We start from the raw sequence: 14,738 nt of genomic DNA, 5'->3' as shown, positions 1-14,738 counted from the left end.
ACCTCGCTGTTAATCAACAGCGAGGTTTTTGCGTATAGACGCAAGCTTATAGGCGGCGGAAGCCTTCTTCAAACAAATAATCTTCTGCTTCTTCGTAAGATAGAAATGCTGCCTCTAAATTCAAGCCAGAATAAACATTCCACAGATCATCTTCATGAACAAGTAAAAGCGTTGCATTGTCTGGGCCGTTCCAGCGCTGTTCATTTCCATTCCCTACAATAGCTTCTTCTCTAGCTGTATCAGGAAGGGTTGACAAAGATTCAATAGAAGCTTCAATAATTGAGCGGAGCTCTTCTTCTGTATAATCACGGATATTTACAAGACCTTTGTCATTTGTTTCATATCCTTTTAAAAACCCTCCATATACAAATCCATTTCCGTTAGGATGCAGATGATGCACAACAACCGTTTTATCGTACACGCTTTCTTCATAATGAAAATTCACGCGTCCTAAAGATACATCTTTTCGATGCAGCTCTGGAAACGATGAAATAATAGCTAATTTTTCGTCAAAACTAAGCATACACAATCCTCATTTCTATTTAAATCATTTCATTTTCTGAAATGGTATAAGCTCTTTTACGATTCGGTTGATTATACCATATATAAAGAAAGACACATAATGCTTTTTCCAATGTGGACTTTTAAAAATATAACCCTTCGCATAAAGTGGCCGTCACTGTAAAGAAGAATACATCTTTTTCACTATAAAACTTAACAAAAAAGAGGCAGGGAATTCACAGTGAAAAAATAATATAAAGAGGTGGAAGAAAACTAGTTTTCAAACCTATCATATAGGAGGAATAAAAAAGTGAAATTATACGCTCTGTGTAAAAAAACATGGGCAATATCCCTGCTTGTTTTTGTTCTTTTAGTGAGCTTAACTCCTGTTAGTCAAGCAGCCGCATTTTTATCTGTTGCACAAGCTCTTGAGAATCAAAACAATAGTGTACAAACGGTTAAAGGATATGTAGTAGGTCAACCTACAGGCACATCTACAGTTATTACGAGCAATTACCCAAGCGATTATGCACTTGCTCTTGCTGACAGTTCAAATGAAACCAATACAGACAAGATGGTGTACGTTCAAATTCCTTCAAATTTGCGAAGTACATTTGGACTTCAAAGTCACTCGGAGTTAAGAGGGAAAAATCTTACTGTTACGGGCACACTCACTCCTTATTTTTTACACCCAGGAATAAAATCAGTTACTTCTATCAGTACAGAAACAGGAGGAACTGATCCGGCTCCAGATCCCACAGAGCCAACCGTTCCAGTAGAAGACTACTATCGTACTGCAGCTAAAAAAACAGGAAACAGCTTAAAGACAGAGCTTCATAACATTATTGATCATCACACAGAACTGTCGTATTCAGCCGTATGGGAAGCTTTAAAGAAAACGGATGAAGATCCAGCTAACGCAAATAACGTTATTTTGCTCTACACAGGGCGTTCACAGGCTAAGAGTACAAATGGAGGCGGAGTGGACGATTGGAACCGTGAGCACGTCTGGGCAAAGTCTCACGGGGATTTTGGAACAGCTATGGGACCTGGAACAGATCTTCATCACTTACGTCCAACCGATGTATCTGTAAACAGTACGAGAGGAAACTTAGATTTTGATAACGGAGGGATGGAACATAGCGAAGCACTCGGAAATTATTTTGACAGTGATTCATGGGAACCTCGAGATGAAGTAAAAGGCGACGTGGCTCGTATGTTGTTTTATATGGCCGTGCGCTATGAAGGCGATGTAAGTGATGAGCCTGACTTAGAACTTAATAACACAGTGAATAATGGTACTGCTCCTTATCACGGGAAATTATCTGTGCTTCTTCAATGGAATACCCAAGACCCAGTAGATGATCGAGAACGACGTAGAAATGACATTATTTATTCAGACTATCAGCATAACCGCAATCCTTTTATTGACCATCCTGAATGGGTGAATGAGATTTGGAACTAATGAAGAAGGCGTCCTGGCGGGGCGTCTTTTTTTTTATAAAAGAAAAAGGAAAAAACTAAAATCCGCCGAATACCTATAGGTGATTTTGAAAAAATGGAGGGAAGATATGAAACAGCTATGTAAAAAAGGGTTGGCTTTCGTTTTGATGTTTATTTTTGTTAACGCTTTCATTTTAAGTCCAATTAACGGAGCGGCTGCCGTAGATGGAAAATCAATGAATCCAGGTTACAAAACCTATTTAATGGCGCCTTTAAAAAAGGTAACAGACTATACAACATGGGAAGCGTTTGAGAACGATTTACGCAAAGCGAAACAAAATGGATTTTATGCAGTGACAGTAGACTTCTGGTGGGGAGATATGGAGAAAAACGGCGATCAGCAGTTCGATTTTTCCTATGCGCAGCGCTTTGCTCAAGCAGCTCGTAATGCAGGTATAAAGATCGTTCCTATTATTTCTACTCATCAGTGCGGAGGCAATGTAGGAGATGATTGTAACGTTCCGCTTCCATCTTGGGTATGGAACTTAAAAAGTGATGACAGCCTTTACTTTAAATCTGAAACAGGTACGACAAATAAAGAAACGCTAAGCCCGCTTGCAACGGACGTTATTTCTAAGCAATACGGAGAGCTCTACACGGCATTTGCGCAAGCGTTAGCACCTTATAAAGACGTGATTGCTAAAATCTATTTATCAGGAGGCCCTGCAGGTGAAATTCGTTATCCGTCTTATACAGCAGCAGACGGAACCGGCTATCCGTCTAGAGGGAAATTTCAAGTGTATACATCCTTCGCCAAGAGCAAGTTTCAATCATATGCTTTGACTAAATACGGTTCACTCGCTGGCATTAATCAAGCATGGGGAACCAATTTAACGTCTGCATCGCAAATTTTACCGCCATCAGATGGCTATCAGTTCTTAAAAGATGGTTATTCAACAGCTTATGGAAAAGATTTCTTAGCATGGTATCAAGGAGCTTTGGAAGATCATACAAAACGTATTGGACAGTTAGCTCATCAGGCTTTTGATTCCACCTTTAACGTACCAATCGGTGCAAAAGTGGCAGGAATTCATTGGCAGTATAACAATCCCACGATTCCTCATGCTGCAGAAAAACCTGCTGGATATAATGATTACAACGCGCTTTTAGATGCGTTTAAAACAGCTAAGCTAGATATAACGTTTACGTGCTTAGAAATGACGGACAGCGGAAATTATCCGGAATATTCTATGCCAAAGACGCTTGTACGCCAGGTAGCGGGTATTGCGAATGCAAAAGGAGTTGTTTTAAACGGGGAAAATGCTTTAACTATAGGCAGTGAAGATCAATATAAAAAAGCAGCTGAAATGGCCTTTAACTATAATTTTGCAGGATTTACTTTGCTTCGTTTCTACGATGTTATCAACAATGATACGCTGATGGGGCAATTTAAAAATACGTTGGGCGTTACACCACTTGCGCAAACGGTTGTAGTAAAAAATGCGCCAACTGCATTAGGAGAAACGGTTTATATTGTTGGAGACAGAGCTGAGCTAGGTCAGTGGGATACGTCCATTTATCCAATTAAATTAACATATAATTCATCTACAGCTGATTGGAGAGGCACCGTCTATTTTCCTGCGAGTCAAAATGTTCAATTTAAAGCAATTGTGAAGAGAGCTGATGGATCGTTAAAAGCATGGCAGCCTTCGCAGCAATATTGGAGCGTGCCGTCAACAACAACGACTTATACAGATAATTGGTAAAACAAAACCGCATAGCGTTTGCTATGCGGCTTTATTTTGAACACAAGAATTATTTCCAGTTCGTTTGAATAAATTCATCTCGACCAGACTTAGCGCGGTCTTCTTTATAATGCTTTGGATTTTTCTTGTGAAAATCTTGGTGATACTCTTCGGCTTCATAAAACGTAGAGGCAGGAAGAATGCTTGTTACGATGGGTTTTTTAAAACGTCCGCTTTCTGCGACCTCTAGCTTCGTCTCTTCAGCTGCTTGTTTTTGGTTGTCGTTATGGTAAAAAATTGCTGTTCGATATTGCGAGCCGCGATCTTGAAATTGACCTCCGTCATCTGTTGGATCAATTTGCGGCCAATAAAGATCTAATAAACGTTTATACGGAAACACTTCGGGGTCAAATGTGATTTGAACCACTTCGTAGTAACCGCTTGTTCCAGATTTTACTTGCTCATAAGTAGGGTTATCCACAGTTCCCCCCATATATCCTGATACAATGCCGTGAATACCTTCTAGCTCTTCAAAAGGTGTAACCATACACCAGAAACATCCACCTGCAAATGTAGCTTTTTCCATACGTAATCCCTCACTTAATCCGTTGTTATGAAGGGTATTATAACAAATTTATATTGAAACAGCTAGAAAAGGGTTTGTAGTCTGTGTAAAAGCTGTGGATAAAGGTGAATATCCACAGCTTTTACACAATAAACTCGACTGTTTTGAAGATTGAAAAATGAAGGAGAGAATAAAGAAAAAATGATAGAATAGATAAGATGTATATATCGTTTTAGAAGAAATTGCACAACAGAAGTACAATCTACGGACTGGACTTTGGGGTGCTGATGGCATCTAGATAAATAAAGTTAGTACGTTAGTAACAAGAGGTAAGAAACAGCATATTCGCGCTGTTAAATAAATATACAAAGATAATAGGAGAGTTGAATATGTTACAAGATAATCTCATCCTAGAGCACTATGGATTAAACGAATTAAATTTTGATACGATCAAAAGCTATCGGGATCGGTTTGCTGAAGTAAAACCAGCTCATCCTTGGAATGCGCTTGAAACAAAGGAGTTTTTATACAAAGTAGGAGCTTGGGGAAAGGTTAGAGATACCCATAAAGAAGGAGTCACACTCGCAGGCCTGCTTTTATTCAGTGAAGAACGGATTATCACAGAAGTTTTACCACAATATTTTTTAGAATACCGGGAAAGTAAAGGGAACGAAGAATGGACAGAGCGCTTTACCTCTCAAGACGGGACGTGGTCAGGAAATATTTTTGATTTTTATTTTCATATTCATGAAATTGTTCGTAATAGCGAACCTCAGCCGTCAATCGCTTCCTCTTTAACAGAAGTTTTGATTAATATGCTTATTCATGCAGATTATAATGGCGAGGGCGGCGTTATTTTAGAAAAGCAACCTTCTCATTACGTTTTTTCTAATCCAGGCCTTTTGTTAGTACCTACAGATTCAGTTTTTAGCAATACCGTTAGTCAGCTTCGAAACCCAAATATCGTTAAGCTATTCAGTTTACTAGGGCTATGTGAACGTTCGGGCTCTGGTTTGAAAAAAGTAAAGCAAAATTGGAGCCTGCATCATTATAAAACGCCAGCTATTGATCAAGATGTTTCTATGCATCGTACAGTGGTCACGTTATCTTTGTCCACTCAAGAAAGACAGGTAAGTTCTTCTGAAAAAGACACTTACAATACGTCCATAACCGATTCGGGAAATAATTTTAAGGATGTCGAAAAATATCAAAATACACCTGAAAACAATGTCGAAATCGACTCCTACAATAAAAATAAGTACTCCTATAATAAGGGATTAATAGAGGAGTTTAAGTCATATAATAACGATAATAACTCCTTCAATAAGGAAGATAACTATTATAATAACGAGAGTAACTTATATAATAACGATGATAACTCCTGTAATAATAACCATAACTCCTATAATAATGAGCAAGAAGAGGATTCTTCTAATTTGGTAAATGTAGAGAATATTGATACGAAGCTATGGGATATTGCAGCGTTGGCTCGTGAAAAAAAACGGCTTTCGCCGAATCAGATGGAACATATTATTCTTGAGTTATGTAAAGAAAAACCGCTCATGCTTAAAGAGTTTGCTTATTTACTAGAAAGAACGCCGGATGGAGTACGTAATAATTATTTAACAAAGCTATTACGAAAAGGACAATTACAGTTGAAATATCCAAATCAGCCAAACCATCCAAAACAGGCATATTTATTTAATAAGAAAGATATAGAGAAATAAATCAAGCAACCGATAGAACATATAGAGATTCAGCTGCAAAAAATTGATAAGGAAGAGTTTGCTAAAAGCTACAGATTTAAGGGGGAAATTCACCATAAAGTTGTGCCAAGCTGTCAGACTCTCTTTATATGAGTTCTGGCTCGTATAAAGGAGGAAAAAGAGTGTGAAAAGCAAGTGCGTTCTTATTTTTCTGGTGGTTGTATGGCTGTTTAATATGGGGAAAGGAATAGGATGTGGATCAAAGGTGAATGCAGAGATAAATATACCGCTGTCGACGTGGGTGTGGGATACAAAGAAATGGATGCTGAACCAAGAAGCTATCCTCGAAAAGCTTCAAGAAAAAAAGGTGACAAACGTTTATTTACAAATTGATACTCATCTTTCACCTTCCGTATATCGGCATTTTATCCAACAAGCACAAGCCCAGGGCATAAGTGTTTACGCACTTGACGGCGCTCCTTATTGGATAGGGCCTTCTGGTATAGAAGAGCAGGAAGCATTTTTTAATTGGATAACAGCTTACCAAGCACAAGCAGACGAGCCACAGCAATTTTCAGGGGTTCATTTGGATGTAGAGCCTTATTTGTATAAAAGTTGGGAAAATAATCGAGCGAAAAGTATTCTGCAGTATCAATATGTTATTTCTCAAGCCGCTGTACAGTCTCATGAGTTACACTTGCCGCTTGCTGTAGATATCCCGTTTTGGTTTGACGAAGTTCCATTCGAAAATAGCAATGGTTCCGGTTCGCTGGGGCGGTGGATTATTCAGTACGCTGATGAAGTCACAATTATGGCGTACCGGAACCACGCAGATAAAGAAAACGGTATTGCTGAAATAACAGAAAATGAACGCAAGTGGGGACGTGTACTATCCACTCCGATTGAAATAGGGGTAGAAACGATGGCTTCAGATGAAGGAGAATACATTTCTTTTTCTGCTAAAGGAGAAGAAAAGATGATGCAAGAGCTGGGTATGTTGCTTACAAAGTGTCAAGCTGAAAATCCTCCAAGCAGTATAGCTGTTCATTATTTTGATAGCTGGCTTCAGATGAAGCAATGACAACGAAAAGACCGCTGCATCGCTGCAGCGGCCCTTTTGGGTTTAGGGAGTATAGATACAATATAGCCATTTTCTTAAAGGACTATACATAAAAAAAGTAACCATTTAAAAAATGGCTACTCACACAAAGGGGGGGAACTTAATCTTATCATTCCCACTTTTTCTAAAAGATATGCCTCTTTTAACCCGTTTTTTAAAATAATTTAGTCGTCCAAGATTCACAGTTCCACACGTCTGTGACAACATCTTGATAAAATTCAGGTTCGTGGCAAATAATTAAGATACTTCCTTTGTATTCTTTTAAAGCTCGTTTTAATTCATCTTTCGCATCTACATCTAAGTGGTTTGTAGGCTCATCCAGTACAAGAATGTTGGTTTCATTGTTAATTAGCTTACATAGACGAACTTTTGCTTTTTCTCCACCGCTTAGAACTTCTACTTTACTTTCAATATGTTTTGTTGTTAAGCCGCATTTAGCTAAAGCTGCACGAATCTCGTATTGGGTAAAGTGAGGAAACTCATTCCATACTTCTTCAATACACGTATTGTAATTAGCCGTTTTGATTTCTTGTTCAAAATAGCCAATATGCTGGTAATCTCCTTTTTCTACAGAGCCTGAAATCGGTTTGATTTCTCCTAAAATACTTTTTAAAAGAGTTGTTTTCCCGATTCCATTTGCTCCTACAAGGGCAATCTTTTGACCTCGCTCCATTTTTAAATTCAGTGGCTTAGAAAGCGGCTCTTCGTATCCAATGACTAAATCAGATGTTTCAAAAATTAATTTGCTTGAAGTACGAGCACCCTTAAAGTTAAACTCTGGTTTTGGACGCTCCTGAGCTAGTTCAATTACTTCCATTTTATCGAGCTTTTTTTGACGGGACATGGCCATATTTCGTGTCGACACACGGGCTTTGTTTCTCGCTACGAAATCTTTTAAATCTGCCATTTCTTGCTGTTGTTTTTTATAAGCTGCTTCAAGCTGCTGTTTTTTCATCTCATATACTTTCATAAAATCGTCGTAGTCTCCTACATAGCGATTTAACTCTTGGTTTTCCATATGATAAATTAAATTGATCACGCTATTTAAAAATGGAAGATCGTGAGAAATTAAAATAAAGGCATTTTCATATTCTTGCAAGTAGCGTCGCAACCACTCAATATGCTGTTCATCCAAGTAGTTTGTAGGCTCATCCAGTAAAAGAATTTCTGGTTTTTCAAGCAGCAGTTTGGCTAATAATACTTTCGTACGCTGTCCGCCGCTTAAATCCTGTACATCGCGATCTAAGCCGATATCTTCTAATCCTAATCCGCGTGCAATTTCTTCGACTTTCGCATCGATAACATAAAAGTCATTGTTTGTTAAGAGGTCTTGAAGCGTACCGACTTCTTCTAATAGTTTTTCGAGTTCTTCTGGTGATACCTCCGCCATTTTCTCGTAGAGGCCATTCATTTGAGCTTCTAAATCAAATAAGTATTGAAAAGCACTTTTTAGTACATCACGAATAGAAAGGCCGCGCTCTAATGCTGTGTGCTGATCTAAATAGCCAACGCGCACTTTTTTAGACCATTCTACTTTTCCAGCATCCGGTTCTAGCTTGCCTGTAATGATGTTCATAAATGTTGATTTACCTTCGCCGTTTGCTCCAATTAAGCCGACGTGTTCACCTTTTAACAATCGAAATGATACATCGTTAAAAATCGCACGGTCACCAAAACCATGGCTTAGATTTTTTACGTTTAATACACTCATGCTGACACACCTTTTCTTTTAAAATATCTATCGTACGTTTCGTTATAAACAAATTGATTCATAACGATTATAGCGAACTTATATACATAAATCCATATGAGTTTTCCAGCCTTGAAAGTCATATAAAATTCACTCGCGTCTTCCTTTCACTTCATTCATACTATATATATCAATGTAGAAAATCCTTCATGACGAAGGAACGGTTATATCGAATCATTCAAATAGAGTATACAAAAGAATAAAAAGGCAGGGGGAAAAGAAATGAACATTCATACAATACTAGTGGCAGGAAGAATGCATAAAGAGCTGGAGGAGATAATCAAACAAAAGCAGCTGTCTCAGACGTTTCGATTTATGGAAGAGCAAGACGTTACAATTGAAGATTTAAACTGGGCTGACGCGCTTTTATCCTTCGGTCCAACGAATTGCTTTGAAGATCATAGCCTTAAATGGGTTCATTCTCTCGGCGCAGGAGTCGATCGGTTCTTAGAAAGCGGTAATTGGAAAAAGAGTGTGATGTTAACACGTACGGTTTGTTCATTCGGTCAGCGAATCAGTGAATATTGTCTTAGCTATATGCTAGCTGAACTTCAGCACCACGCACAGTTTCAGCAACAGCAAAAACAAAAGCAGTGGAAAGTGGTAGAGCCTAAGCAGCTTTCTACTCAAACGGTCATAATTTACGGAACAGGTGAAATCGGCGGGCGTCTTGCAGCCGTTTTAAAATCTTTTGGTGTACGAGTAATAGGTGTATCTAAAAGTGGAAATGAAAAGCCGTCATTTGATCAAGTGGTCTCGATTTCGAAGGAAAAAGAATTGCTAAAAGAAGCCGAATGGATTATTAGTACAATGCCGCTAACACATGAAACAAAAAGCTACTTTGATCCCAAATGGATGAATGTAGTTGAAAATGCATACTTTATAAATGTTGGACGAGGAGCAACTGTAGATGAAAATGCGTTAGTAGAGGCTATTGAGCAAAAACGTATTCGAAAAGCATACATAGACGTGTTTGAGCATGAGCCGTTAACGAAAGAATCTTCTTGGTGGGATTATTCAAACATCATCATAACACCTCATATTTCAGCGGTGACTACGGCTGAAGAAGCCATTGAGTGCTTTGTTGAAACGCTGCAAAAAGTTGAGCAAGGCGAATTGCCTTCTAACTTGGTTAATATTGAAAGAGGCTATTAAAGCATTATGATGCGCGTTTCCGCTATGAGAATGGTATACTGAAACTTGCTTTTCTTGAACGAAAAGAATGAAATCTGTTCTTCTAGGGGGGAACAAACGTTGAAGCAAGAAGAACTATTTGAACAAGCACGTGTATTTATAGAGACGTGTTACGCTGAACTTGAAAAAAGCGAAGCGGATAAAAACAAGCGGTTAAAAGAAATCCATCAGCAAATTATGTCACTCGGACATTATGATCATACATTTGAAGAGTTAGAGCACGGAGCTCGTATGGCTTGGAGAAACAGCAATAAATGTATTGGACGATTATTTTGGCAATCGCTCAATGTATTTGATAAGCGAGATGCGAACACAGTTGAAGAGGTAAGAGACGCCCTTTTTCACCATATTGAATATGCAACAAATGACGGGAAAATCCGGCCTACTATTACGGTGTTTAAACCGAAAATGAAAGCAAAAGAGCCGGTTAGAATATGGAATCATCAGCTAATCCGCTATGCGGGATATGAGACGGAATATGGTATGGTAGGAGATCCTGATTCTATTGCGTTTACGGAGGTTTGCCAAAATTTAGGATGGGAAGGTGAGAGAACTCACTTTGATGTTCTTCCTCTTGTACTGCAAGTTAATGAAGAGTCACCTCGATGTTTTGAGATTCCCAAACATTTAGTGAAAGAAGTAGCTATTACGCATCCAGAACTTCCTGAATTTGAAGACTTACAGTTAAAATGGTACGCTGTCCCGATGATTTCAGATATGAAGCTAGAAATTGGAGGGATTGATTACGTCGCGGCACCATTTAATGGATGGTACATTGGGACTGAGATTGGGGCGCGAAATTTAGCGGATACGTATCGCTATAATCAACTTCCAAAAATAGCTTCTATGATGGGATTGAACATGGATTACAACGCGACGCTTTGGAAGGATAAAGCTCTTGTTGAATTAAATGTTGCAGTGCTTTCTTCTTTTAAACGAGAAGGAGTTAGCATTGTAGACCATCACACCGCTGCTCAGCAATTTCACTTGTTTGAAGAAAGAGAGCAAAAAAATGGCCGCGAAGTGACTGGGAACTGGACGTGGTTGATTCCGCCCGTTTCGCCAGCTACCACGCATATTTTTCATAAGCCTTATAAAAATAAAGTATTATCACCAAATTATTTTTATCAAGACGCTCCTTATTAAATGAACAAAAAAGAGAGTACGCATTTGTACTCTCTTATTACACGTTAATTAATTTTTGTGTTTATCAAGCAAGTTAGCAAGTACATATGTTTTGTACTTTTCTACTTTGCGGCCTTCGTGGTTGCGAACTCCTCGTTTCTTAAGTTCCTCAACATACCAACCTTTGCTTCCTACGTGCATACTCAAACACCCTTTCGTCATTTTTTTAGGATGAACAGAATGAGGTTCATTGTCTGCTCGAATGGAGACATCTTGTCTTTCCAATACGTGCCTCATTGTAACATCTTTTATTTTATGATGAAAGGGAAAAAGGTTAAAAAAACGAGAATGATTTCAAATGAATTTTAGTTTAATCATTCCTCGTTTTTTTGAGATAGAAGGAGGAGGTTTAATTCATCTTTATTTTGAATTAGATCTTCTAGCGTATATTGATCCAATACCTTAATGAAGGCTTGCATGGCTTCATGTAAAACACTTTTTAACTTACAGACGGGGCTAATAATGCAGAAATTTCCTTCACAGTCAAAACATTCCACGATATGAAAATCTTCTTCTGTTTGACGTACCACTTTTCCAATATTAATGTCTTTTGGAAGCTGAGCTAAACGAATACCGCCGTTTCGTCCTCGAATCGTTTCAATTAAGCCAAGTTTTCCAAGCTCGTGAATGATTTTCATAAGATGGTTTTTTGAAATATTATACGCTTCAGCAATTTCTTTTATATTGCTTAGTTTATTATTATCGCGAACGCCTAAATATAATAAAACTCGCAGTGAGTAATCTGTATATTGTGTGAGCCTCATCTTTTTACCTCTTCTCTTATCAGCAGCTGATATATCTATAATAGCATGTCTATATCTAAGAAATACAGAAAGAATGCTCTCATTTTTGACGAGGCGAATTTGTGAACATTTCTTTAAATATGTATATAAAATATATCTTTTTAAGTTGGATATGAGTATCATAAAGATGTATTAAAAATATATCTTTTAAAAATGAATCTTTCGGAGGCGAAAGTTATGAAACAAACAACTATTTCTATTGTAAAAAGTACAGTTCCTGTTTTAGAACAGCATGGTCAAGCAATTACCACTCGTTTTTATGAGATGCTTTTTGAACAGTATCCTTCTTTAAAAAATGTATTCAACCAAACAAATCAAAAAACAGGCCGTCAGCAAATGGCGTTAGCTAATACAGTTTATGCCGCTGCACAGTATATCGATCGGCTTGAAACGCTGCTTCCAGTTGTAAAGCAAATCGCTCATAAACACCGCAGTATCGGCGTAAAAGCAGAGCACTATCCAATTGTCGGAGAGTTCTTATTAAAAGCAATTAAAGATGTTTTAAAAGAAGCTGCGACCGATGAGATTATGGAAGCTTGGAAAGAAGCATACGGTGCCATTGCGGACGTGTTCATAAGTGTGGAGCAAGAATTATATGAAGAAGCCGAAGAAAAAGGATGGAAAGATTATAAAAAACTAATGGTTCATAAAAAAGTAAAAGAAGCAGAAGACGTGTACTCGTTTTATTTAGTATCACCTGATCAAAAAGCGTTGCCTGCTTTTCTGCCAGGTCAGTATGTGAGTGTACGCATTCCTGGTCAAGAGTATTTATCTATTCGTCAGTACAGCTTATCAGGCTATCCAAGTCAACCATATTATAAAATTACGGTGAAAAAAGAAAAGCAAATGGAAGACGGGGTCGTGTCAACTTATTTACATGACCAATTGAAAGAAGGAGACTTGCTTGAAGTCAGCGTTCCAGCAGGAGATTTTGTCTTAAAAGAAAATAGTAAATCAGTATTTATCAGCGGAGGTGTAGGAATTACTCCAATGATGTCAATGCTGCATCAAGCACTGGAAAACAATCAAGAAGTAACATTTATTCACAGTGCTAAAAATGAGCAGTTTCATGCAATGAAACAAGACCTTCAATCGTTGTCAGAGACATATACGTTTGAACAACACGTTTTCTATAGTCAAGCGCAAACAGACCAGCATGATGAACATATAACGTATGGTCGCTTAACTAAAAAAGAGCTAGCTAAATATGCCGGCGATAAACACGCATATTATTATGTTTGTGGATCTTCTTCATTTACGCAAATGGTGTTAGAAGGCCTAGCTGAAATGGGTATTTCCCAAGAAAATATCATGTATGAATCGTTTGGCCCGAAAATGAGTATGACTCCTTCCGCATAAATGTATGGAAAAAGGGTAAAAAGCTAACAGTAGACAATACTGTTAGCTTTTTTTATGAAAGGGAGTTTAAAGATGACAAATAAGCAGTATGACATGGTGGGAATAGGAATAGGACCTTTTAATTTAGGCTTAGCGGCCCTTGCTGAGCCTCTTGATGAAATTGATGCCGTCTTCTTTGATAAAGAAGAGAAATTTGAATGGCATCCGGGCATGTTAATTGACGGCACGGACTTGCAGATTCCGTTTCTAGCAGACTTAGTTACATTTGCGGATCCAACAAGCCCCTATTCTTTTCTAAATTATATTCACAAGCAAAAACGCTTGTATCCGTTTTTTTTCTTTAATCGTTTTGACATTCCGCGTCAAGAATACAACGAGTACGCAAAATGGGTAGCGGAGCAGCTATCTTCCTGCCACTTTTCTTCAAAAGTTGTGGACGTGATACCGAAAAATGAAGAAGAGTATTATGAAGTAAAGGTAGAAACACCTGATGGAATTCAAACGGTAAATGCTAAACACGTTGTAATGGGAACAGGAAGTATTCCACTTGTACCTCCGGCTTTTGAAGAAAAGCTTAATGAGCATATTTTACACAGCAGCGGCTATTTACATAAAAAAGAAGAGATTCAAAAAGGAAAGCATGTAACGATCGTTGGTTCAGGGCAAAGTGCTGCAGAGATTTTTCTTGATTTACTAGAAGAACAGACTGAACATCATTACCACCTTACATGGTTTACAAGATCCTCTAATTTTTTTCAGCTTGATCAATCCAAGCTTGCTCAAGAGTTATTTTCGCCAGACTATGTAGATTACTTTCATTCGCTGCCTTTTGAGGAACGTACAAGCACGGTAGAAGATTTAAATCCTTTACGTCACGGAATTGAATCTTCTACCTTAACGAAAATCTATGATTTACTTTATCATCGTTCACTTAAAGGAAAAGTACCCGTTACGATTCAAGCTTCGACTGAAGTAAGTGATATTCATAAAAAAGGAAATGGATATGAGCTGGAGTGCAAACAATTAAAGGCTGAACGCTCTTTTCAATACGAAGCGGATCGTTTGATATTGTCCACGGGCTATAAGCCAAAAATTTCGCCGTTCATCGAACGAATAAAAGATGATATCGAATGGGAAGATGACAAGCGTTTTAAAGTCACAAAAGATTACCGGCTTGTCTTTAAACAACCTCGTAACCACCACTTTTTTACGTTAACCAATATTGAACATTCACATGGATCTGGCGCAACAAATCTTGGTTTATCCGTTCAGCGCAATCAGCGTATTCTGAACGTGATTGCAGGGAGAGACGTGTACCCAGTTCCAGAAGAGACGACGTTCCAGACATTTAATTTGTTTTGAATTTC

General features: G+C 38.1%; 13 protein-coding genes. 8 read left to right on the top strand and 5 right to left on the bottom strand.

The genetic code is table 11. From position 1 onward, the window contains the following. Positions 1 to 46: 46 nt before the first annotated feature. Positions 47 to 523 carry a hypothetical protein gene (locus ACFX4G_RS19965; protein ID WP_013081504.1) on the bottom strand — a complete coding sequence of 159 codons (477 nt, stop codon included), beginning with the start codon at positions 521 to 523 and terminating at the stop codon, positions 47 to 49. 288 nt (positions 524 to 811) lie between these two features. Between ACFX4G_RS19965 and ACFX4G_RS19960 the strand changes: the two genes are divergently transcribed. Together ACFX4G_RS19960 and ACFX4G_RS19955 are read left to right on the top strand one after the other, a co-directional pair. After that, complete coding sequence (locus ACFX4G_RS19960; protein WP_377576398.1) at positions 812 to 1,966, top strand: endonuclease; 1,155 nt, start codon at positions 812 to 814, stop codon at positions 1,964 to 1,966. 106 nt (positions 1,967 to 2,072) lie between these two features. After that, positions 2,073 to 3,710: a family 14 glycosylhydrolase gene (locus ACFX4G_RS19955; RefSeq protein ID WP_043975710.1), complete on the top strand. Its 1,638-nt coding sequence runs from the start codon at positions 2,073 to 2,075 to the stop codon at positions 3,708 to 3,710. 49 nt (positions 3,711 to 3,759) lie between these two features. Here the strand turns inward: ACFX4G_RS19955 and msrA are convergent, their stop codons facing one another. After that, complete coding sequence (gene msrA / locus ACFX4G_RS19950) at positions 3,760 to 4,275, bottom strand: peptide-methionine (S)-S-oxide reductase MsrA (protein WP_043975708.1); 516 nt, start codon at positions 4,273 to 4,275, stop codon at positions 3,760 to 3,762. A gap of 368 nt (positions 4,276 to 4,643) precedes the next feature. On the opposite strand from msrA, the gene ACFX4G_RS19945 reads away from it, so the two are divergent. Next, positions 4,644 to 5,981 carry an ATP-binding protein gene (locus ACFX4G_RS19945; protein WP_377576395.1) on the top strand — a complete coding sequence of 446 codons (1,338 nt, stop codon included), beginning with the start codon at positions 4,644 to 4,646 and terminating at the stop codon, positions 5,979 to 5,981. A gap of 163 nt (positions 5,982 to 6,144) precedes the next feature. Then, a complete protein-coding gene (locus tag ACFX4G_RS19940; RefSeq protein WP_377576392.1) occupies positions 6,145 to 7,041 on the top strand; it encodes an amidase in 897 nt (298 codons plus the stop codon). A 193-nt stretch (positions 7,042 to 7,234) separates the two neighbouring features. Here ACFX4G_RS19940 and ACFX4G_RS19935 read toward each other — a convergent pair whose 3' ends face one another. Next, a complete protein-coding gene (locus tag ACFX4G_RS19935) occupies positions 7,235 to 8,791 on the bottom strand; it encodes an ABC-F family ATP-binding cassette domain-containing protein (RefSeq protein WP_013055117.1) in 1,557 nt (518 codons plus the stop codon). 261 nt (positions 8,792 to 9,052) lie between these two features. On the opposite strand from ACFX4G_RS19935, the gene ACFX4G_RS19930 reads away from it, so the two are divergent. Both ACFX4G_RS19930 and ACFX4G_RS19925 read left to right on the top strand, forming a co-directional pair. Beyond that, on the top strand, positions 9,053 to 9,985 hold the full coding sequence (locus ACFX4G_RS19930; protein ID WP_043975701.1) for a D-2-hydroxyacid dehydrogenase: 933 nt from the start codon (positions 9,053 to 9,055) through the stop codon (positions 9,983 to 9,985). A 99-nt stretch (positions 9,986 to 10,084) separates the two neighbouring features. Beyond that, complete coding sequence (locus ACFX4G_RS19925; RefSeq protein WP_377576389.1) at positions 10,085 to 11,170, top strand: nitric oxide synthase oxygenase; 1,086 nt, start codon at positions 10,085 to 10,087, stop codon at positions 11,168 to 11,170. 48 nt (positions 11,171 to 11,218) lie between these two features. On the opposite strand, the gene ACFX4G_RS19920 is transcribed toward ACFX4G_RS19925, so the two are convergent. Together ACFX4G_RS19920 and ACFX4G_RS19915 are read right to left on the bottom strand one after the other, a co-directional pair. Continuing rightward, positions 11,219 to 11,350 carry a YflJ family protein gene (locus ACFX4G_RS19920; RefSeq protein ID WP_016762840.1) on the bottom strand — a complete coding sequence of 44 codons (132 nt, stop codon included), beginning with the start codon at positions 11,348 to 11,350 and terminating at the stop codon, positions 11,219 to 11,221. Between the two features lie 173 nt (positions 11,351 to 11,523). Continuing rightward, the gene (locus tag ACFX4G_RS19915) at positions 11,524 to 11,973 is read right to left on the bottom strand and encodes an Rrf2 family transcriptional regulator (RefSeq protein ID WP_013055121.1); all 450 of its coding nucleotides are present in this window, start codon (positions 11,971 to 11,973) and stop codon (positions 11,524 to 11,526) included. A 216-nt stretch (positions 11,974 to 12,189) separates the two neighbouring features. Between ACFX4G_RS19915 and hmpA the strand changes: the two genes are divergently transcribed. Both hmpA and ACFX4G_RS19905 read left to right on the top strand, forming a co-directional pair. Beyond that, positions 12,190 to 13,371: an NO-inducible flavohemoprotein gene (gene hmpA / locus ACFX4G_RS19910; RefSeq protein ID WP_043975696.1), complete on the top strand. Its 1,182-nt coding sequence runs from the start codon at positions 12,190 to 12,192 to the stop codon at positions 13,369 to 13,371. Positions 13,372 to 13,443: 72 nt separating this feature from the next. Further along, positions 13,444 to 14,733: a lysine N(6)-hydroxylase/L-ornithine N(5)-oxygenase family protein gene (locus tag ACFX4G_RS19905; RefSeq protein ID WP_043975694.1), complete on the top strand. Its 1,290-nt coding sequence runs from the start codon at positions 13,444 to 13,446 to the stop codon at positions 14,731 to 14,733. Positions 14,734 to 14,738 lie beyond the last annotated feature (5 nt).

Origin of the sequence: Priestia sp. YIM B13486 (assembly GCF_042787865.1) — a bacterium.
In the GTDB taxonomy this organism is placed as follows: Bacteria; Bacillota; Bacilli; order Bacillales; family Bacillaceae_H; genus Priestia; species Priestia megaterium.
Note: the sequence above shows the minus strand (reverse complement) of the source record. Positions and strands in the feature narration are given on the sequence as shown.